This is a genomic window from Nocardia arthritidis NBRC 100137 (assembly GCF_001612765.1).
GTDB lineage: Bacteria > Actinomycetota > Actinomycetes > Mycobacteriales > Mycobacteriaceae > Nocardia > Nocardia arthritidis.
In genome coordinates this window covers 105,383-124,374 of sequence record NZ_BDBB01000009.1, presented here as the reverse complement: position 1 = coordinate 124,374, position 18,992 = coordinate 105,383, and the positions used below count along the sequence as shown (strand labels likewise).

The following is an 18,992-nucleotide window of genomic DNA, read 5'->3' as shown; positions in this document are numbered from 1 at the left end:
CCAAATTGGCCCCAGCATGCATCGGTTCGGAGCGCCCGGCCTACCGGCTTGCCACGGTCCAACCTTCACGATGCCACTGGATGATCGTGGCCGCGAGTGTCACGACGCTTCGCGCGTCGATCACCGACGGAGCCCCCTTGGGAGCCCCGCCGTGCCGGTCGTGATTTGGCCACATCAGCTTGAGTATCGCCACTAGCGGACCGACATCGTGTGACTTGTCGGCGCCCGGCAAGCTCCCAGAGCGGCAGCGCAGCTGAGCACTTTCCGGAGCAAGTACCACGGTTGTCGAAAGCTGTGTCGTACCCTGGGGTACCGTCGCCGCCGTTCGGTTCTCTCGAGGTGGGAGTATCAGAGTGCAGGTGTCGTCGTTGACCCGCTCGTATGTGTTGCAGGCGATCGAGAAGTGCGACAAGGACGGCAGGCCAAATTTCCTGGAGAACCACGGCTTCAAGCCGGCGGTCTCGACTGACTACGTACGAACGCGCTCTCAGCTTGGGAATCAGGGGAATGATCATGTAACTGGCGCTTATCTAGGTCGACGGGTGCACGATGGAGCCCTCGATTTACCGCGGTTGACCAGCGTATCTGGCACGTTCGTTGCTAGCGATGCCGTGTGCGCATCGGGCTGTCTTCGAAGGTGTTAAGAGTCTCCGTGAGAGCCGTCTACCACCTGAGCGCTCGGAGGCCGGTGTGGCGGGGGAGGTGGGCGAGTTCGTTGCTATCGTCACCGTTGTCGTCAGAACTGTCGTCGATCGCCCGCCGTCGGGGACTCAGTTCGTGCTCGATTTCCGCAAGCGAAACTCAATCGGGTACTCCGCAAGGTGCATGCTCGCCGATCCGAGATGGAGCGTATAAATTCCCAATTGCTGGACCTTCAGCTGAATATTGGCTACTAGCGAGCACCTCTTGACCGGATCGGATGTTTTATATACGTGAACATCTTTGGAGTCGACTGTTACTTTTTCGCCGTCCGGATACTGGCAGATTATTTCCATTCGCAATAGAGTATCCGGCGGAATTCGACCCAAATCGAGTATCCACGCTGTCGAGATGGACGCGGTGGCGGGAACTTCATTCAGTTCGTAGTGGGAGTAGCCTGCACCGAGGGTATAGAGCAGGTGGTCCGCAACAGTCGCGCCATTGACTGCGGTAAAGGCGCGCACAGCTAAACCACTTTCGATGTCAGAGTGGGTGATATCGCGTCCCTCGAATCTCAGGGCACCCCCGCCGCCCCCGCCGCCGCCCGGCGCCTGACCATGTGTCCCGTCGAGATTCACGGAGACTTCATCAGGTAGCTTGGCGAAACCGGAGATGATGAGTACGCCGCCCTGGCCGCCGGCGCCGAGAGGTCTACCGCCCTCTCCGCCAACTTTGAAGGTTGCGTTGCGAAAGTCGTTATGCACCGCTCCTGACTCATAGTTGTACGTCATAGCCGATATGGCCAAAGCTGTTATTACAGCCGACGTAGCCTGCGGTGCTGCCTCGTCGCCCTTTGACCGTGCAGTTTCCTCGTGGGTTCGCTTGATCTCAACTAGGTACTCGACTGTAAAAGTAGCGAGGTTATCCCAGTCGTCAATAACTGCATGATGCGTCGCGCACATCAGTATGAGGTTATCGAGATCGTGCCGTTGCTCGTCGGTCTGACTGGGGTCGTACCGGGGGCCGCCAGCACTTTGGGCGCGGATGTGGCAGACACGGCCAACAATCGTGCCAGTTTCGTCGACTATCGAGGTCGAACAACCCGGGAACGCACACTGATTCATCGACAAGGCGAAGAGTCGCCTGATCGTGGTGTCGCGGGGTCTCGTCAGTGCCATAACGGAAAGGTATACCCGCGAATGCGGCAGCGCCAGCGTGCGCCGCAACGCGCCGACGCGTCCGCCCGGCGCCAGCGCGCCGCGCTTGATCCTGTATGGCTCAATTCGGCAATTGTTCGCACAGCCGTTTGTAGTGGTTCGACTGATGCTTGACACACCGACTTCACCTGACGCTGAGCAGAGGCAGCCGCCAAGCGAGGTGGACGTCCGTTTGCCGAGGGCTAATTGTTTGGAGCGACTGGACGCCATGGTTGCCATTTGATCAGCCTTGTTCTGGCAGAATCACGGAGCCAATGCTAGAGCTCAATCCGAACAAGCGCCTGTCGATATTCGAGGGCACGTCCGCCAGCTTGTACTTGTCGCCCTTTTTGTGAAGCGCTCGAACTACGCTGCTGGCCAAGAATTCCAGACATTCATTAATGCTATCCCGAGACGGCCGAGGGCTCAACTCCTTGCGAAGCGTGAAGTAAATATTTTCCGCACTGATGTAGCCCTCGGCTATGGGATCTTCATCGTTGGCTTCTTGGTATAGCACGTCGATAATCTTGGTAAGTATCTCAGAGACACCAGCAGCCACCCCATACGCATCGTATACATCAGTAAGGTCGTCAGAAGTCTCGAATAGAATCTTCAGTTCGGGCAGCGGCAAGGGTGTGTTTTGATGCAGCTCAATTAAACCGATCAGTTCCTCCACTGTGATTAGCTTGACTTTATGGTTTACTGCCCACTCTTTGAGCCGAGGCGTAAACTCCGGCCCTACTACGGCGGCATAGTCAGCCTTATGCTTGCTTCTATGGTCTCTTATTACGTCGAAAGTCAATGCATTATCGCTGATTACACCGGTTGACGATGACTTGGCGTCGACAATAGCCCGATATCGCTCGGAAGGGCTCTGCTCCACCGTTAGCAGAACATCTGTCCGGCCTGGTCCGCCCAGGTGTTCGACCCTGAACCCAAATAATTCAAAGCCCCGTGCGACTGCGCGCTCAAATTCGGCGCTAGCGTTGCCAACGTTGCCGTAACGCCTTAGTTCCTCATTTATACCACTAGCTACTTCTTCGAATGACGAGGCAGCGCGAGAATGCGATTCGTCCGCGGCTGATCCCGCCTCAGTCGCGGTAGCAGACTCAAGCGGTGCCTCTAGGGTCAACTCAGATATAAGCGCTCGGCCGTTTGCGGTTATTCTGTACCGCGACCAGTCAATCCTCTCTACTAGACCAGCCTCAGCCAGGAAAGAGAGGCGAGTACGAATCTCGGCATTATCAATTTGATTGAGACCATACTTCTCATTTGCAAACTCCGCAAGTCCGCGTACCGATGCGTTCCCTTCAAGTGCTACCAATAGCTCGCCGACAAATCTATAACGAAGATGGAGGTGCCTTACAAAGTCGACCTCACTGCCAGTTTGTACGATTGTGGCGATCTGGCCCGGGATCCCATATCGGTTGAAAGACACCATCTCGATGACGCCCATATTCCTCAGGGTGTGCATGCTTTGCGTATAGGAGCTTTTCTTCTGGCCGAATGCTGCAACAGCTTTCTCGTATATCTCGTCTGACGACGCACTTGAGCCGATGAGGTCCAGGTATTTCCGCAGAGCTTCGAAGATGCCCGGGCTGCCGCCTTCCGACGCCCGTCCCGCGCCTTTTCGCCCTCTTGGAACGTAGCCGATCAACACCCTTCGGTTTTTGAGATCGGCAGGTTTCAATCGGTCGAAGGCTTGAACTAGAAATGGTTGTGGTTCTGAGAGGTCGGGAGACTCCTCGTCATGGGTGACAGCGTCTGGCGCAACGGACTCTGGTGTGGCAAGCTCGATCGTTTCGAGGAATTGGCGCCCCTTCTCTGTAACGACAAGCTTCCCGTACCCCCACCGCTCCAGCAGCCCGAGCGCCTGCATCCAGGAGAGGCGGCGATTAACCTGATCCAGACTTGTCCAGGCTAAATTGAACCGCTGAGCTACCTTGAGGAGTTCGCGGTCCTCAGGGCTAGTCTTGATGTGGGCTAGTAGCTCACCGAAGAGCTTGACGTGTGCATGGAGGTGTCGGGCATAAAAGACATCGTCGCGGGTCTCGTACCAGAATCTGGTCGCTGGCGTGGCTTCCCATTGATTTCCATCGGACTTAACCACCATCGCAGCTCGGGTCAGCTGGCGAATGAAGAAGGTGTCACAATTAACACTTCTCGCTTGTCCGCCCATGAATGTCAGTTGTACATCTTGACCGCTAGCTAGCGGCAGTTGCTCAACAATGGCGCGCAGCGCGTTTGCCTGATCGTCAGACTTGCCCGGAATTACACCGATGGTGTTCGAGCGGTCGCGCCAGGACTTCATAACAATGCTGGGCATACTCACAGGGTTCACTCCCACCACGCTGAATACTGTTGCTACGAGTTTAGTGGCGGGCGTGGTGGGCGATGCGGGTGACGAGTGAAAAATGCCACAGGCGAAGGGTTTTCGGTTCGCAGCGACGGGCAGGGTGGTCGTGCAGGGCGATGGTTTGCAGCCATGCTGTCAGGTCCAAGGCGAGGGCCGGCCAGGCGCGGTTGGCCTTGTCGGCAACTCCTGAAGACCGACCCTCTGGCGATTCTCGGGTTCTAGCTTGTGTCGCAACACGGTTGATCATGAAGGGCGTGTTGGCGGGCAGGCGTGGAGCCAAGCGGCGGTTGGAACTGGCGCAGGAGTACTGGCGGCTGATTACCGCTGGAGTGGGATCGGCGCGGTCACCGAGTACGAGCAGCTGCTCACCGACCGCCTGCGGATACTGGGCGCCGACCAGCCCGACACCCTCACCACCCGCCACAACCTGACGTACTGGCGCACGAAGCTTTAGCTTCAGGACAATTCAGACCCCGAACGCGCCGCCCGCCAGGTCGGCAACACCCGCGTGGTGGCCAAGGCGCACTACATCGACGTCCCGGAGACCGTTCCGGACAATCGAGACGTGCTCGAGCGGTGGGCCAGAGGCTCTGCAAGCCTGAAACGCGAGATTTCTGTGAGAGCCGCTCGAATCCGGCCCCTCGCTCAGGAACGTAAAAACCCCTTCCGACGCTGGTCGGAAGGGGTTTTCACTGTCGCCCTCCTTGGAAACCTCTCAAACCATCCGCAGGCCACCCAACTTCGCAATCTCGCTAGGCTGCTCGAAACCACATCCCCACGTCCACCAGGCACAACGCCTGTCCAGCCTCGCCGTATCGCGCACCATTTCACCCAAGACACCATCGCCGAGATCGTCGATGCATACCGCGAAGGTGCCTCCACCAACCAACTCTGCAAGCAGCACGGCATCTCGAAGGGCAGCCTACTCAAGCTCCTTGATGAGCATGGCGTTCAGACTCGCTTCCAACCCATGACCAAGGACGAGATCAACCAAGCCGCGCGGCTCTACGAATCAGGCGACTCACTCAAGGCCATCGCGGAGAAGCTCGGGAAGGGGAAGGGCAGCGTATGGAAGGCATTGCGGGAAAAAGGAGTCCAGCTACGGCCATCGACGCGGTGATGCGGTCAGAGTCCCCTGCCGTGACTACGAACTCAGGACCGCGCATCCCGCACAAGCGGAGTGAGGTTGTGACAGTGCGCCATACAGCGAAATGGCTACTCCGCTGCTCAGGTCGAGATCCTTCGGCAGCAAGGCATCGCGAGGTTCCGACCATGTCCAAGGACGAGATGGGTCGAGCCGTGCGACGGTACGGCGCACCCGACTGACCAGGATCATCGCACGAGCTCGGGACGGGAAATCAACGTCCGGAAGGCGTTGCGCCAGTCCGATGTAACGCCGAGGGCAACTTCTCGAACTACTTCAGTAGACCGGTTGCGGTGATGGAGTGTGTGGTCCGGTCCCAGCAATGCTTCCGTACCCTAACTAATAGAGAGCGGGTCAATGGCGATCGTCAAGTCCTTTGCCATCGGTAACGGCGACATGTACTACATCCGGCACGGAAGTGATAACTTCACCATCATCGACTGTTCCTTGCCGGACGACCGACTCGGGAGCATTCTGACCGAGATAGCCACGCAGTCGAAAGACAAGGGCATCACTCGTTTCATTTCGACACATCCCGACCAAGATCACATCGGAGGTCTTGTCGAACTAGACGATCATATCGGTATAAAGAATTTCTATTGCGTTAAAAACGAAGCTACCAAAGAAGATGAGACTGTAGACTTTAAGCGTTACTGCACACTGCGCGACGATCCCAAGAAGGCGTACTACATCTACAAAGGTTGCAAGCGTCGTTGGATGAACGACGGAGACGATGAACGCGGCTCGGCCGGACTCAGCGTGTTGTGGCCCGTTACTTCGGATCCAGACTTCAAAAGTGCATTGGCCGACGCGGCTGCAGGAATGTCGCCCAACAATATATCCTGCATTCTCCAGTACTCTGTCGAAAACGGCCCTCTTATGCTCTGGATGGGCGACCTTGAGACCGACTTCATGGAGAAGATCGAGGATAAGGTGGCAATGCCCAAGGTGGATGTACTCTTTGCCCCGCACCACGGTCGCACGTCAGGAAAGGTGCCGCGAGTCTGGCTGGAAAAGATGGAGCCCGGCCTCATTGTTATCGGCGAGGCTCCGTCGGAGTATCTTCACTACTACGACGGCTACAACACCATGACGCAGAATTCATGCGGCGACATCTTGTTCGAGACAGGTACCGAAAAAGCCCACATCTATGTCAGTGATAACGCCTATAACGTTGACTTTCTGGATGACGAAGGCCGCGACCGCAGCCACGGCTTGTACTACATCGGCACGCTTCCGTGCCACAAACGCTGATCGCCGACAAAGGTAAAGTCCATGGATATCTTGCAACAGATTACGGACCGGTACAATAGAACGGCACGGTTTCTGCCTGCGACCCTAGTCGTTTTACCGCTATTCGTTCTCGCAGTAACAGCAGTTCCCGTCGTCGTGACGATCTGGACAAAAGTTGCTGCCTTCGCCGCCTTTTGTCTCCCGTTCGTCGCTTCTCAAGTTGTTCGTGACCGCGGCATGCAAGTCGAACCGAAATTGTTTCAGAGCTGGGGAGGCCGGCCAACTGAAAACATGCTGCGGTGGCGCTCGACCGCTGCAAGCGCCGCTGTGGCACGCAGGCATCAGCTCGTAACCAAATATTTAGACATAACCCTTCCCGACAAGGTTTCCGAGGCTGCAGATCCGGCCGAAGCGGATGATATCTATGCGGCAGCGACAGGAGCACTACGAGAGCGAACTCGTGACAAGACACGGTTTCCCTTGGTGCACGAGGAGAACATTTCCTATGGCTTCCGCCGTAATACCTATGCCTGCCGTGTCCCGGCGGCAGTCATCTGCTTGCTCACGGCCATAGCCACCATTCTGCTCGCTCGATTCTCTCTTGTGCCGCTCACATGGCAACAGCAGGCGGCACTCGTTGGGTTTGACCTTATTGCGGCATTCGGGTGGTGGCGGTTGTGCACACAAGATGCCGTCCGCCGTGCAGCCGAAAAATATGCTTCCCAGTTGTTCATGTCACTCGAAACATTGGGGGCAAATTCAGGTGCTTCGCAGTCAGAAGCTCCCTAGATCATGAATTGGCTCGTAGCACAATTGCCAACTCGTAAGACCTGCTCACATCTTTCCATAGCGACGCGGCGATGTTGGATGCGTCCAATCTCTAGGCTTTTCTGATTGTGACTGCTATCCTTCTCTCGTGCTTTGGTACCAAACTCTTGGCATCGCCCTCGGTATTGTATTGAATCTCGTATCGCTCGGCATTCATCTAAAGAACTGGACGAATTTTGTAAGCAAGAATGATATCGAGCACCTCAAAGCTTTGCGTGAATCAGGCTCGATCTACGAGCGTGTGTCTGCAAACTGGTCTAGCACACTACTCGACCGAATAGCTTACGCACAAAAGACGGTTACTCACACGGCGTTGCAAAAGCTCACCATAGTCGCTGGCAATCTTATTTTTACTTTCGCAGTGGTGGCGAGCCCCTTTATATACAACCGCGACTCGGATAGTTTTTTTCGAGTCGTCCCCTGGTGGATGTACATAGGCTATGTGGCTTCCGTTCTGATGGTATTTCAGCAAGCGAAAGATACGATGTGGCGACACTATAATCGAATGTATCTGATCTATATGGGGCCTACTACCGACTTCAAGCCAATTGGTGAAAATATCCTGGCTACCCTCGGCGCTAGAGCGCACCCAGACCTCCTCTATCGCTATGCGTATCGAGACACACTCGAAAGTGCAGGAACCATGCTGGCCAATATTCGTGACCGTAATTTCGATTTGAGATTTCGAGTGGAGTACGCATTTCGAGTCGACGAACTTCGGCAAATTTACGCTACGATGAGCTTATGGAGACGAGTGGTCGGCCTCCAAGCATTTATACCACTGCGCTTCAAGGTTGGTTTCAGCGGAAAGTCACGGTTCGGCCGGATCATGAATCGGCTTACCCATCGACTGGATAGCGACAAGATCCCTTATCTTCGAAAAAGAATGCCTCGTGAAACGCGCCTAGAAGCCATCGCTAGGCTTAATCGTTTCGGCAGTCCGGAGGACAAGCCTGAGTAGGGAACAGGCAAGTGATTGGCGTTACGCTATGGATCGCACAGCGTAGAAGTTCCGATGCCTTCCGCACTGTGAAGACCGAATCTTTATGCGCGCACACGATTCGTGCAGACGGCAAACAATGGGCTCGTTCTTCTTCAAAAGAATCCCACTGCCTTACCCCTCCGCCTCAATCCCCGCCCGGAATTCCTCCGCATGAGGTCCCGTCACCGTGTAGGCAACAGCAGCCGGTTCCGCCGGCCCATGTGCGCCCTTTGGTGCTCCGGGGACGATCGACAGCACCAGTGCCTTGACCTCATCGAACGTCAGCGCCTGCTGTGGCAGTGACGGATCGAAGTCGTTGATCTCCCCACGCTCCAGCGGCGTTCCGCCGTGTCGAGGCCATTGCACCTCCAGCAGCGACAGCGGCTCCGCGGTCAGAATCGCGGCCAGCAGGTCCTCAACGCCAATCCAGTGGTGTCCGTGTTCGGCAGCAATGGCCGCCGCCCGTTTGAGCGCCAGAATGGCTCCTGGCGCCGCCCCCGTGATCGTGACGGTTGACTCATCCCGCTCGGTGGTCATGGGTTGGACCCTACCGAGCGCGGTACCGGCTGTCGCCACCGAACTCCAGGATTTCCAGCGGTTCCGGGTAGCCGTAGAAGCCGCCGAAGCACCAGATCCGGGTGGATTTGCCGGGTGCCGGACACGCCACCTTGTCCTGGCGGGTCACTGGCTGTTCAGCGCAGCGGATGACGATGCCGCCGCCGTCGACGCAGTCCGAGATCGTGATCGCCCCCGCTGTCCCCATGCCCAGGAGCATGGTGGCCAGCACCAACGCGACAATAGCGCCGAGGCGAGAGACGAAGGTTCGCATGGGAATCCCCCTAGTTGAACAGCGTTCTGCGCGAACGCCAGTGCGTCAGTGATTTATTCAGTTATGCGGTATGGAGACATCGGTTGTCGGATGCTCAGGCTGTACGCCATCCCACCGCCGTAAGACGGTCGCTGCCGCCGCGTATTCGGCCAGGCTCCCGACAGCACGGGCCGCATCGAGGTCGACGCCGAACGAATCCGGTGCCACCCCCGTAATGTCGGCGATCATCGTGCGGGCGGTGGACTCGATGGCGCGTTTGTCGTTGACCGGTGTCCAGTAGTCGATCGCTGGCACATGGACCAGCCAGCGGCTACCGCAGCAATGCACTCGTGCCAAATACTGCACTGTTCCCCTCGCTTCCCGGTCGGTGGGTAAGCGCCCGGCACCAGGGACCGTCGAAGCGTGGGCGGCTCCTCGCGGGTATCCGCCTGGTGCCGGGGCTCGGATCTGACGGTAAAGTGCCTGGTCACAGCCGGGCGATGCTTTTGCTCGGATTTGCTCCCAGCACGGCTGGACCGTTGACCGACCATCCCCTGACAAGCCACGATGACGACGTTCGAGCAAATCCACGCAGCATCAGATCAAGGACGGTCGCCATGCGTTTACGATGCCTCGGTGTCGGTAGTCAAAACGGCACATGCCCAACGCTTTTTGCCTCGGATAGAGGGACCTACGTCATCCAGGGGTGGCGCATTGACCCGGATGGCTCCGTGATCGAGATACCCCACATCCTGCTGGGTTTCCTCGAACCGGGAACCTGCCTCGGCACCAAACTGACGGATACCGGCCGCGGTACTTTCACGCTCAGTGGTGCCCCTGTGACTGACCTGGAAGCCTTGCAGCAGATGAACTTGCCCGACCACGAAACTGCCATCGAGGTACCGATGGGGAAGGAAATCCGGCCCGTATGAAGCTGATCCAGGGCGAGGAATTCGTCGACCTCTTCCGCGCTGGTGCGTGGAAGAGGGCCTTTCACCTGGAAACCCAAGACGAGTACCTCGTCGCGGACGAACATGAGCCGTTCCGCAAGTTTCTGGCCGGAGAGCCAGACGACTACGAGTGGTGCCGTTCCTGGGATGACCTCATCAAGGAGGTGACGTCGACCGGCAAGCAGGTTCATCGCGTTCGGCTGGTCAGTATTCCGCATGTGGACTACACCCGGTTCGGCCTGACGATCGCCCCCTTGAACATCGAGGCGGGCGAAGAGATCAAGTGGCTTCCGCGCCCCCTGATCAACCCAGCCGAGTTGGCCAGCGACGACTACTGGTTGTTCGATGACCGCCTGGTCGTCTTCGTCACCTTCAAAGAGGATGGTGACTTCGGTGGGTTCGCCGTCACCGACGATCCGGTGATCGCAGTCCACTGCACGGCGGTGCGCGACAAGGTGTGGAGCGTGGGAATCCCACACGCTGAGTACGAGAAGAGCGACTACGCTGCTGCCAAGTGACCAGCTCCAGCGTTCGTGATGCCAGAGAGGCGTTAGGCGCCCGTCTTCGGGAGCTGCGCAAGGACGCGGGCCTCTCTGGCGTCCAGCTGGCCGAGATGGCGGGGTGGCACTCTTCGAAGGTATCGAAGATCGAGGGTGGCAAGCAGACCCCATCCGAGGCTGACATCCGGATCTGGTGCCGCCACTGCAAGGCCAAGCAGCAGGTTCCCGATCTGATCGCGACCCTGCGCAATGTCGAAGCGGCCTATGTCGAATGGAAGCGAATCGCCGGCATCAAGCGCAAGCAGCAGCAACTCCACACGCTGGAAGAGGAAACGCGGCTGACTCGCTGGTTCGAGCCGGTCATCATGCCGGGCCTGCTGCAGACCCCGGACTACATGCGGGCGCTCCTCGCCAAAGTGACCGCCTTCTACGGCCACGACGAACCGCTGGAGGATGGGATCGCGGCCCGCCTGGAACGCCAGCAGGTCCTGCACCGCGGCAACCACCGGTTCAACTTCGTACTGGCTGAACAAGCCCTCTACACCACCGTGGGTTCGGACGATGTGATGATCGGCCAGCTTGACCATCTGCTGAGCACGATGCGACTGCCAAGTGTGGTGGTGAGCATCATCCCGGCGATGTCCGACTACCAGGTGCCAACAACCAACTTCGTCATATTCGACCGTCGAGTGGCGCACGTCGAGACCATTACGGCTGAGCTGACCGTCACCCAACCGCGGGAACTGATCCTGTACGAGCAGGTCTTCCAGACCCTCCTCGGGCAGGCCGTGATCGGTGAAGCCGCTCGCGTGCTGATCGGCAAGGCTATGGGGAGACGGCAACCATAAGCCCCTCCCGACCGCTAGCGGCGTAAGATCAGTTTGCTTTGCTGGAAGGTTGAGATGCGCACGTAGACAGGCGTGCTGGTGACGTGGGGAGCTTCTGTGGCGAGACGTAATTGCAGTGCTGACGCGAGACTTCCGCACAACCACCATCAGAACTGGCCACTGATGGAGGAGATTGAGCGGGAGATGGATCGTGTCACGGCGCAGTGGCCGAGCGTCGACCCACAGGTGAGGTTCAAGGGCATCAACCAACTCAATGGCCGGTACAGTTCTCTACTTGATGCCCGGATCGGCCTCGCTGACGATGTGCGTGACGTCACCCAAGTAAATATGACCCGATTCTCACAGAATGACGATGACGGATCTGAATGGTATCTGTTGGTAGACCTGTGCAAACATCGCACCGATACGTCGGGGGTATACGTATCCGGCCCGGTTCAGGCGACCTGCGATTCAATCGTCCGTCGCATGCAGGAGTTCATCCTCAAGCTGATCAACTATCCAACCAGCGGGGCGGCGTCCGGTCCGAGCACCATAGAGAGCAGGCTTCAGCATCTCCATCCAGCCATCAAAGCCGGTGCTATTTCCCGACTGCGTAACGGCCACGGTGATGATGCGCTTGAGGAGGCGTGCAAGAGCGTTGGAGCCCGGCTCCGCCAGTTGAGCGGTGTCGTCGATCAAGATGGGGCCGTCCTGGTTGGAGAGACACTAGGGCGTAAGAGGCTGATTGCCCTGAACGACGGTGTCACACAGACGGAGATCAGCGAACAAGAGGGGTACATGTTTCTGGGGATGGCGCTGTTTCGCGCTGGGCGCAATCCCCGTGCCCATAGACCGGCCGATCCTGAATTCGATCAAGACGAGATTGTCGAATGGCTCCACGTCGCGAGCGTCATGCATCGAGCTCTCGATAGGGCGAAGGTCCAGCCTTCCTGATAGCCAGGATCTTCGACCGTCGTCCTATTACGAGGTGTGCTCCGCCATGCTCCCCAAGAACTCTCGCACCTCCGGCACCCGTGAATGTGGTCGCACGATAGCGGTGACCGCCTCCAGTTTCTGGTGGACCCGTGTGGAGGCGATCTGCTGGATGCCCCCAAAGTTGTCTGTGAGCACTTGGCAGCCCTCGGCGATGTCTCCGGCTTGAACCAAATTGCGTCCCAGCTGTACCTGCCATTCCGCCTGTTCCCGCGGCCAAGCCGCAGATCCGTCGATCGCCGCCCGGATCTGCTCCGAGGCAGCTTGGTGTTCACCGAGGTACATCTGCATGATGCCGGTCATGCCGCTCAGCAATGCCTCCGGCAGATAGACCCAGTCCGGATCGAATCCCCGGCTGGATTCGTACGCCCGATACGCCCGACTCAGTGCGTCGGTGACGGCTGACTTGTTACCGGTCGGATCTTGCATCCCCAGGGCATCGGCTTCGCGAATTGCCATGAGTGCCCGCAGCTTTGGTCCACCATGACTCATGGCCGCACGGGAGGCGGTCTGGGCATATTGCACCGCTTGCCGAGCGCCCGCAGGGGTGCCACCGTTCCACTCGGTCAGCAGGGAACTGGCATTGCCCAGGGCATGAGCCACCGCTATTCCATCACCGGCCGCCGTGGCGGCTTGAGCGGCATCGGCGTAATATCTGCGGCCTTCCTCCAGTCGGCCAGCGTCATAATGGACCCAGCCCGCAGCCGTCATCATCTCAGCAGCAGCACTGGTCAAGGACCGGCCAACGTCGTCGGTATAGGTGCCGTTGTCCAGCAGTTGCCCGACGTAGCGCACTTCGTGGGCCGCTACCCGGCACAGCCGGTCACCACCCACCAGCAGGTCCAGTTCGTGAATCTGGTTCACTACGGCGTTGATCTCAGCGACGTCGCTGGCACCGATTCGGACGCTGCCTGCTGCTGACGGGGCGCTTGGCCCCGCAGTCATAGCCGCGCCAGCACCGATGGCACCAGTTCGTAGGAAGTTGCGACGGTTCACATCCGCCTCCTCGTCAGACTCCACTACCAGTATGGCAAGTGGAACGTGGAGCGCCTTGGCTACTCGGCGTAGTACCCGCACATCGTGCACTGCGGCACCGCCATGTTCAAGCTGAGAAATGGCGGGCTGGGTATAGCCCAAAATGGCTCCCAGTTCGGCCTGGGTCATGCCGAGTGACTTGCGGATACGGCGGATAACCTCGCCCGTTTTCATGTGCATCCCGCTGTCTCCGCTCTCTCATGAACGTGCATCTGCAAGATCGGTCTTCGCATCGGGACATATTGCCCGGCAACGGTTTTCGGCACCGAAAAGCACCTTATACGGTTTCAGTTATTTTTCAGAAGCTTCGGCTATTTGCGCCGGTCACGGCCTTTACGGCGGCCTACGGTCAGGGCCGGTACCCGGTACCGGGGCGACGCCGTAACCCTCAGCGGCGCACCGGCCGCCCCAAGGGCGCGGCGAACCGGTGGCCTCATCAGCCCTCGGTGCCGGGTACCTCCCACAGCTCCTGCCTCGCCCACCAGAGGCCCGAACCGGAAGAGATACCGCCATGCATTCCCGTGCGATCCACCAGCTCGCCGCCATGCCCCAGCAGGAAGACCATCAGGCACCCCGGGCGCCGTTCACCACCGAGCAGGCGCATCGCATCATGCAATTCCATATCGCCTGCCGGGCCAGAAAATGCCCGCGTAAGGCAGCGGCCCTCCAGGCTCTCGCCGAGGCCGGCCGTCTGAAGCCTTCCAGCATCCACCCGCGGTGATCTGGATGGACACCGAACCCATGCCGGAAAGGCGCTCCGAGCACATCGTGTACGGTCTCACTCCCGACACGCCGCTAGCGTTCACGGGGCCGCCGGTGGAAGCCCAGCCTGACCAGCCGCTGCCGGATGCCGGACCGTTTCTGCGGATCTGCGCCGGAGTGGAAAAACCGAGCACGGTCATCCTGCGCGGCGCACGGGAGCTGGTTGGCGTTTGGCGGCATATTCACGACGATCGGCCAAAGGACACGACCAAGGTCTACGAGCAGCTCAACTTGTACATCTGGCTCATCGACCGTGAAGCCGGTGGGCACGTCAAAAACCTTGTGTACCAGACTGGTGCGCCGGTAAGCCCATCAACCTACGGCCAGTGGGCGGCGTGGCTGGTGTGGAAGTACGTGCTGTACGCCCTTCGGCAGCACGACCCAGAGCATCACGAGCGTGATGCCGCCGAGCTGACGTGGTGCATCGAATCCTTCGACGAGTTGGTGGAGGCAGTCCAAGGCGGTCGGCTCAGGCTGCCGAAAGAACAAGGGCCGGAGGGAGACGGTACGGAGTTTCCACCACGGCGGGTGTGGCCACCGTCGAGCGACAGCGAGGGCGGAGATTCTGCATGACCAGGCCAGGGCCGGTGCCGCATAACACTTTTGTCCAAGCCGATGGCAAATTGGCCGAGTTCATGTGCCAGGTGCACCTGATGGACCTCACTCCAGAGCGGGCATGGGAACTACGGCACATCCATCGGTTTCATCACCCGGACGAGTGCCTGGTGCATTCGGAAGCGGCGTACCTCCTGCTGTTCGACCAAGGTGGCTGGGGCAGCCTGGCGCTGTCCCAGGACGACCACTGATCGTGTCATCGTCGCTGGCCATCATCCTGTGGCCCGCTTCGGTGTTCTTCACGGCCGTGCTGTGCTTCCGGATTGGGATGTGGTGGAGAGGAATTCGCACGCCGGGCAGGCACCAGTTCCTACCCGGACACCGTCACAGTGACAATGTGGGTGCTTCCCTGGAGACGTCGGCATCCGACGATGATGAGGCAGTCTGGCTGCCGAGACCGCTGGCCTCGGCGCCAGGCGAATGGCTGGAGGATGGACCGAGCGACGAAGATTCGGGAAACTGGCAGGGTTGGATCGAAGCCGCAACCGAGCCGATCGAGCCACCGTCGGCCAAAGCCAGAGATGGGCACTGGTGGAACCCGGATGACGACACGGACTTTCTGCCGCGGCTACAGGACATCCGGCCGCCTATACGGGCGACGCCGATACGACGGCCGCCGTGGGTGTAAGGGACTGGCCTCCAGGAGTACCCGATTCGCTTTGACTCAGCGGAAGCGATATGTTGGTTAGGTCAATAGCTGAGCGATCGGCTGGGACGAATACCCCCGAGCAAGCCCCGGACTGTGATGGTCCGGGGCTTGCTTGGTTTATTTGACGGCATGGGTAATGGTGACCTATCGCACCATCAACCTCAGCAGCTGCCTCGGATCGTCATTTACAGACTCGATCATCCGTATCCAGTCAGCGCGTCCAAACCATTCGGCAACGCTCTTGCCGTCAGCGATTGCCGAACCAGCAGACTCGATATCGAACATCTTGGCAATGGATGCCGCGAGAACCCGATAGCGCGCTACCTGGTACCAGTGGCAACGCTCCTCCTCCAGACGTTTTGACTTCGCGGCCAGGTTATCCACAGCAATCCTTGGATTGAATCCGGCGGACCTGGCTTGCTGTATTTTCTCTTGCAGAAGCGCGTCGTCATGGATAATTGAATCAGTCTTGTCGAGTGTTGCTTCGACTGCTTCAGGCGCTACTTTTTCCATAAAAGCTCTAACAACAACTGCACTGGGCTCGGTTTCATTGATCATGTCAGCATGGCACTGCGTTACCCAATGAACCCACTGCCTTAGAATATCATCGTCTATCAGGGAAGCTATTTCGTCCACTTGGAGGAGCGAGAGAATATGCCAGAATCGGACCGCCTGGGACCCGAGTTCGAAGCAAAGTTCTTCATTGTCACAGCTCTTGTGTGCTTTCCATACCTGAAATGCCTGTTTCGTATCGTCAATCATCGAATCTAACGGTGAGCCTTCCTCCCATCTTTGTGCACCCCCTGACAGAGGCATGTTTTTGGAATGCGTATTGTTCCCATCGGGATCATCAAGAAAGCCCCTCAGCGACACCGCGAAATTGTGCTCTCGTACCAGATGATACAGTCGGAGCACGAGCGTGGTATCAATATGATGCGCATACACCGGCGAATCGAACCGCTCATGAGCCCTATTTCTAACTAGAGCGAATGCTTCTTGAAGTAGTCCGACTGATTGCGTCGAGTCTCCGAGGCACAGCGTTTGGTGGAAAATAATTCTCAGACTTTCAACAGCGATCCATGTCGATTCCCCGTGGCCGCGTATGTTCGTGACTTGACGAGCATTGAGTTGCAGGACATCTGCGGCAGTCTGGGGGTTGGCGGATGACCATGGCGCGCCAGCATGGGATACGAGGCAACGCCCATAAAGAAGTAACATCGCCTGATCGTGCATCCGATAGCGATGGCGCTCGTCAGGGTCAGGTCCGGATTGCCGTCTATATGATTCCTCAGCCTGCGCATATGCTGCTTCTGGCAGTAGTCGGTCAATCGCGAAATCCAGACTAATTTCCTTGCAGGCATGCCACGCCGCCGGTAGAGCGCGAATACCTATCTTCGCGAAATCGTCCCTGCGCCTCTTGTCAGCCTGAGCATCCCATCCAAGGCTCCTTCTGACGCCGACATGGGCAACCAGCTCCTCCATAAGGACCGTGCATCCTATATTGCTTTCGTTGGATGACCTGGCCGTATCAACGGATATCTCGCCGGAAATATTCGCCGTAAAGTGCACCCTGTCCTCAGTTAGGATCAGGTTGCGTTTGTCGATCTTCATAAGCGCATACATCAGAGCGTCCGCATCATGCGAGAATAGCACATGCTGACATAAACGATTGTGCACGGCCGCAAGATATTGCATATCATCGATGCGATTCCGCCAGGGATGCTCCTCGTCCGCTACGACATTGAGAATAGATTTTCGTATTGAAGGTATGGCCGCGGTGGCAGCCCACAAAAGTTGCATCGGCAGAGTCTCGCGGGCTGACCATCCCCATTTCTTCGCTATGCTTATTACCGCGGAGACGATGGCAAAGCATTTCTCGTCCCACTCCGTCAATCGAAGTGCCATAAGAACTGTCCAGGTGAGATAGTGACGCTCGATATTGCCGTCTATTTCGCGAACGAGCCCGAGGCTCTTTAGTTCTCTCAGTGCCATTTCGATGTCGCCAAGGGCGTTTGCGTTCACAGCATATAGGTCCGAGTTGTCGGCCTCTGAAATCTCTGACCACACCGTTTCTAATCCTACCCGAGGCGCTTTGGCCTGCAAGCACATTATGACATCGAGAATCTCTAGAGCAAGAGGATTCCCGTCACGCAGCCTACGAATTGCATGCTGATAATGCGCCGTGATACTACGACTCACATCCTCCCGTCGGTCAAAGACGTAACGCTTCAGATTCTTTAGTTGACTAATCGACTTAAGGTAGTTCGCCACGGTGTCGTCGTAGTCACGAATCAAGCGGCACGCCTGGTTGATCAGCAACGCTCGATGGAAAAGCGCGGCGGTCAGTTCTTCACATTCTTGGTCGTCTGCTGATGGCAAGAAGTGCCGAATCAGCTCGCGCGACTCATCGTCGTTGAGATCCCCCACCTCAACGACGTTTGCTCGCTCCTGGACGGTATCAGCGGGAGGATGGCGTGACTGAACTATCACCGTATTGGTGAAGTGATATTCAGAATCCTCTACCTCACCGAACAACTGAGTGTCATAGTTGTCGATGACGACGTACGGCGGCGCTTCCATACCACACAGGAAGTTACAGAATTCTTCTCTAATATCCGTGCTGGCACCATCACCGAGGGACTTGTATTCTCTGAGTACAGCGACGAGCTGGGCATTTAGCTTCTGCGGATTGTAGTCATCGGGCGAACAGTCAATTGTGACGGCTGGATCGCCAATCTCATCCAATACGGCATTTACAGCAGTGGACTTGCCGGTGCCGGCATCGCCCCATACCCAAGTGAGATGTTCGCTTTCCCGGCTACTAATCGCTTTCTCAAGCTCATCGTAGAGTGCCTGCCGATGGACGGCGTATTCAGCCTCCTGCTTCCTGCGCTGAGCCTCTTCACGTCTCGCGTGGGCCTCTTCCTCTAAAGTCAGCAACGACTTTTCTAGCTCGCGCCAAATAATTCGGAAGACACGCACGATACTGTTTTTGTCTGTTTCATGCTCCAGGCCGAGCAGCTTCAGCGCCGCCGGGCGATAGTCGTCCTTATACGTCAACCGTGGCTGAAACAGAGGATCGTCGGGGGTGTAGCCATAGGCGGCGCGGATTTCTTTCTGGCGAAATCCATACAGTATCTCGGCGGCTTCCCGCTGCGGTTTCCCTTTCCAAAAGTTGTCGTCGGCTTCGGAGTCTGGCCTATCGGGGTTTTTTCCAGACATGTATAAGGGGATACGATCAATAGCCCGACGGACGATCTTCCGCGTCTCATAGGTCGGATCACGGTGCCAGCGTTCAGTGCCAACAATTGCCATGGCGACGCGCGCCAAGTGTTGGTACGTGACAAAGTCGCCGTCGTGCAGAAAGACGGCACTCAGACCGACAAAGCGACACACCTCACTGATGTCGTCATAGAGGGTTCGGTCTTTCGTGGTGGCAGGTCTGGGAGTTGGCCGGGGACTCACCACACCAGTA

Annotated in this window: 19 protein-coding genes; 12 read left to right on the top strand and 7 right to left on the bottom strand. The window is 57.8% G+C overall.

From position 1 onward, the window contains the following. The first annotated feature begins 353 nt into the window (after positions 1–353). Complete coding sequence (locus NA8_RS35985) at positions 354–644, top strand: ScoMcrA-related endonuclease (RefSeq protein ID WP_501193535.1); 291 nt, start codon at positions 354–356, stop codon at positions 642–644. Positions 645–770: 126 nt separating this feature from the next. Here NA8_RS35985 and NA8_RS33650 read toward each other — a convergent pair whose 3' ends face one another. After that, positions 771–2,075, bottom strand: a complete 1,305-nt coding sequence (locus NA8_RS33650) for an HNH endonuclease (RefSeq protein ID WP_157106618.1) — start codon at positions 2,073–2,075, stop codon at positions 771–773. Positions 2,076–2,079: 4 nt separating this feature from the next. Then, positions 2,080–4,161, bottom strand: coding sequence for a restriction endonuclease FokI C-terminal domain-containing protein (locus NA8_RS33645; protein WP_157106617.1), 2,082 nt, complete (start codon positions 4,159–4,161; stop codon positions 2,080–2,082). A gap of 541 nt (positions 4,162–4,702) precedes the next feature. Here NA8_RS33645 and NA8_RS34950 point away from each other — a divergent pair. The 4 genes from NA8_RS34950 (at position 4,703) to NA8_RS33635 (ending at position 8,357) form a co-directional block, all read left to right on the top strand. Then, positions 4,703–5,311, top strand: a complete 609-nt coding sequence (locus NA8_RS34950) for a helix-turn-helix domain-containing protein (RefSeq protein WP_245663734.1) — start codon at positions 4,703–4,705, stop codon at positions 5,309–5,311. A gap of 381 nt (positions 5,312–5,692) precedes the next feature. Further along, complete coding sequence (locus tag NA8_RS09280) at positions 5,693–6,589, top strand: MBL fold metallo-hydrolase (protein WP_063049973.1); 897 nt, start codon at positions 5,693–5,695, stop codon at positions 6,587–6,589. Between the two features lie 21 nt (positions 6,590–6,610). After that, positions 6,611–7,357: a hypothetical protein gene (locus NA8_RS33640; protein ID WP_157106616.1), complete on the top strand. Its 747-nt coding sequence runs from the start codon at positions 6,611–6,613 to the stop codon at positions 7,355–7,357. Between the two features lie 127 nt (positions 7,358–7,484). Next, positions 7,485–8,357 carry a hypothetical protein gene (locus NA8_RS33635; RefSeq protein ID WP_157106615.1) on the top strand — a complete coding sequence of 291 codons (873 nt, stop codon included), beginning with the start codon at positions 7,485–7,487 and terminating at the stop codon, positions 8,355–8,357. A gap of 153 nt (positions 8,358–8,510) precedes the next feature. On the opposite strand, the gene NA8_RS09275 is transcribed toward NA8_RS33635, so the two are convergent. The 3 genes from NA8_RS09275 to NA8_RS09265 all read right to left on the bottom strand — a co-directional run bounded on the left by NA8_RS09275 (position 8,511) and on the right by NA8_RS09265 (position 9,552). Continuing rightward, complete coding sequence (locus NA8_RS09275; protein WP_063049972.1) at positions 8,511–8,915, bottom strand: hypothetical protein; 405 nt, start codon at positions 8,913–8,915, stop codon at positions 8,511–8,513. 10 nt (positions 8,916–8,925) lie between these two features. Next, on the bottom strand, positions 8,926–9,165 hold the full coding sequence (locus NA8_RS09270) for a hypothetical protein (protein ID WP_157106614.1): 240 nt from the start codon (positions 9,163–9,165) through the stop codon (positions 8,926–8,928). Positions 9,166–9,264: 99 nt separating this feature from the next. Beyond that, the gene (locus tag NA8_RS09265; protein WP_157106613.1) at positions 9,265–9,552 is read right to left on the bottom strand and encodes a hypothetical protein; all 288 of its coding nucleotides are present in this window, start codon (positions 9,550–9,552) and stop codon (positions 9,265–9,267) included. Between the two features lie 365 nt (positions 9,553–9,917). Here NA8_RS09265 and NA8_RS34945 point away from each other — a divergent pair, with 365 nt between their 5' ends. The 4 genes from NA8_RS34945 (at position 9,918) to NA8_RS09245 (ending at position 12,417) form a co-directional block, all read left to right on the top strand. Further along, on the top strand, positions 9,918–10,118 hold the full coding sequence (locus NA8_RS34945) for a hypothetical protein (RefSeq protein WP_245663733.1): 201 nt from the start codon (positions 9,918–9,920) through the stop codon (positions 10,116–10,118). Further along, positions 10,115–10,654 (top strand): DUF6879 family protein, encoded by a 540-nt coding sequence (locus NA8_RS09255; protein WP_063049968.1) that lies wholly within the window; start codon positions 10,115–10,117, stop codon positions 10,652–10,654. Before NA8_RS34945 ends, NA8_RS09255 begins: the two co-directional genes overlap by 4 nt. After that, positions 10,651–11,484, top strand: coding sequence for a helix-turn-helix domain-containing protein (locus NA8_RS09250; protein WP_063049967.1), 834 nt, complete (start codon positions 10,651–10,653; stop codon positions 11,482–11,484). The genes NA8_RS09255 and NA8_RS09250 overlap by 4 nt, the downstream gene beginning before the upstream one ends. 162 nt (positions 11,485–11,646) lie before the next feature. Continuing rightward, positions 11,647–12,417 carry a TIGR02391 family protein gene (locus NA8_RS09245; protein ID WP_063049966.1) on the top strand — a complete coding sequence of 257 codons (771 nt, stop codon included), beginning with the start codon at positions 11,647–11,649 and terminating at the stop codon, positions 12,415–12,417. A 27-nt stretch (positions 12,418–12,444) separates the two neighbouring features. On the opposite strand, the gene NA8_RS32565 is transcribed toward NA8_RS09245, so the two are convergent. After that, the gene (locus NA8_RS32565; protein ID WP_169810476.1) at positions 12,445–13,665 is read right to left on the bottom strand and encodes a helix-turn-helix domain-containing protein; all 1,221 of its coding nucleotides are present in this window, start codon (positions 13,663–13,665) and stop codon (positions 12,445–12,447) included. A 337-nt stretch (positions 13,666–14,002) separates the two neighbouring features. Between NA8_RS32565 and NA8_RS33630 the strand changes: the two genes are divergently transcribed. The 3 genes from NA8_RS33630 to NA8_RS09220 are packed head-to-tail and all read left to right on the top strand — an operon-like array spanning position 14,003 to position 15,059. Further along, positions 14,003–14,212 (top strand): hypothetical protein, encoded by a 210-nt coding sequence (locus tag NA8_RS33630; RefSeq protein WP_157106612.1) that lies wholly within the window; start codon positions 14,003–14,005, stop codon positions 14,210–14,212. A gap of 5 nt (positions 14,213–14,217) precedes the next feature. After that, positions 14,218–14,826, top strand: a complete 609-nt coding sequence (locus NA8_RS09225) for a hypothetical protein (RefSeq protein WP_157106611.1) — start codon at positions 14,218–14,220, stop codon at positions 14,824–14,826. Further along, positions 14,823–15,059, top strand: coding sequence for a hypothetical protein (locus NA8_RS09220; protein WP_063049961.1), 237 nt, complete (start codon positions 14,823–14,825; stop codon positions 15,057–15,059). The genes NA8_RS09225 and NA8_RS09220 overlap by 4 nt, the downstream gene beginning before the upstream one ends. Before the next feature lie 602 nt (positions 15,060–15,661). Here the strand turns inward: NA8_RS09220 and NA8_RS33625 are convergent. Next, positions 15,662–18,982: a hypothetical protein gene (locus NA8_RS33625; RefSeq protein ID WP_157106610.1), complete on the bottom strand. Its 3,321-nt coding sequence runs from the start codon at positions 18,980–18,982 to the stop codon at positions 15,662–15,664. Positions 18,983–18,992 lie beyond the last annotated feature (10 nt).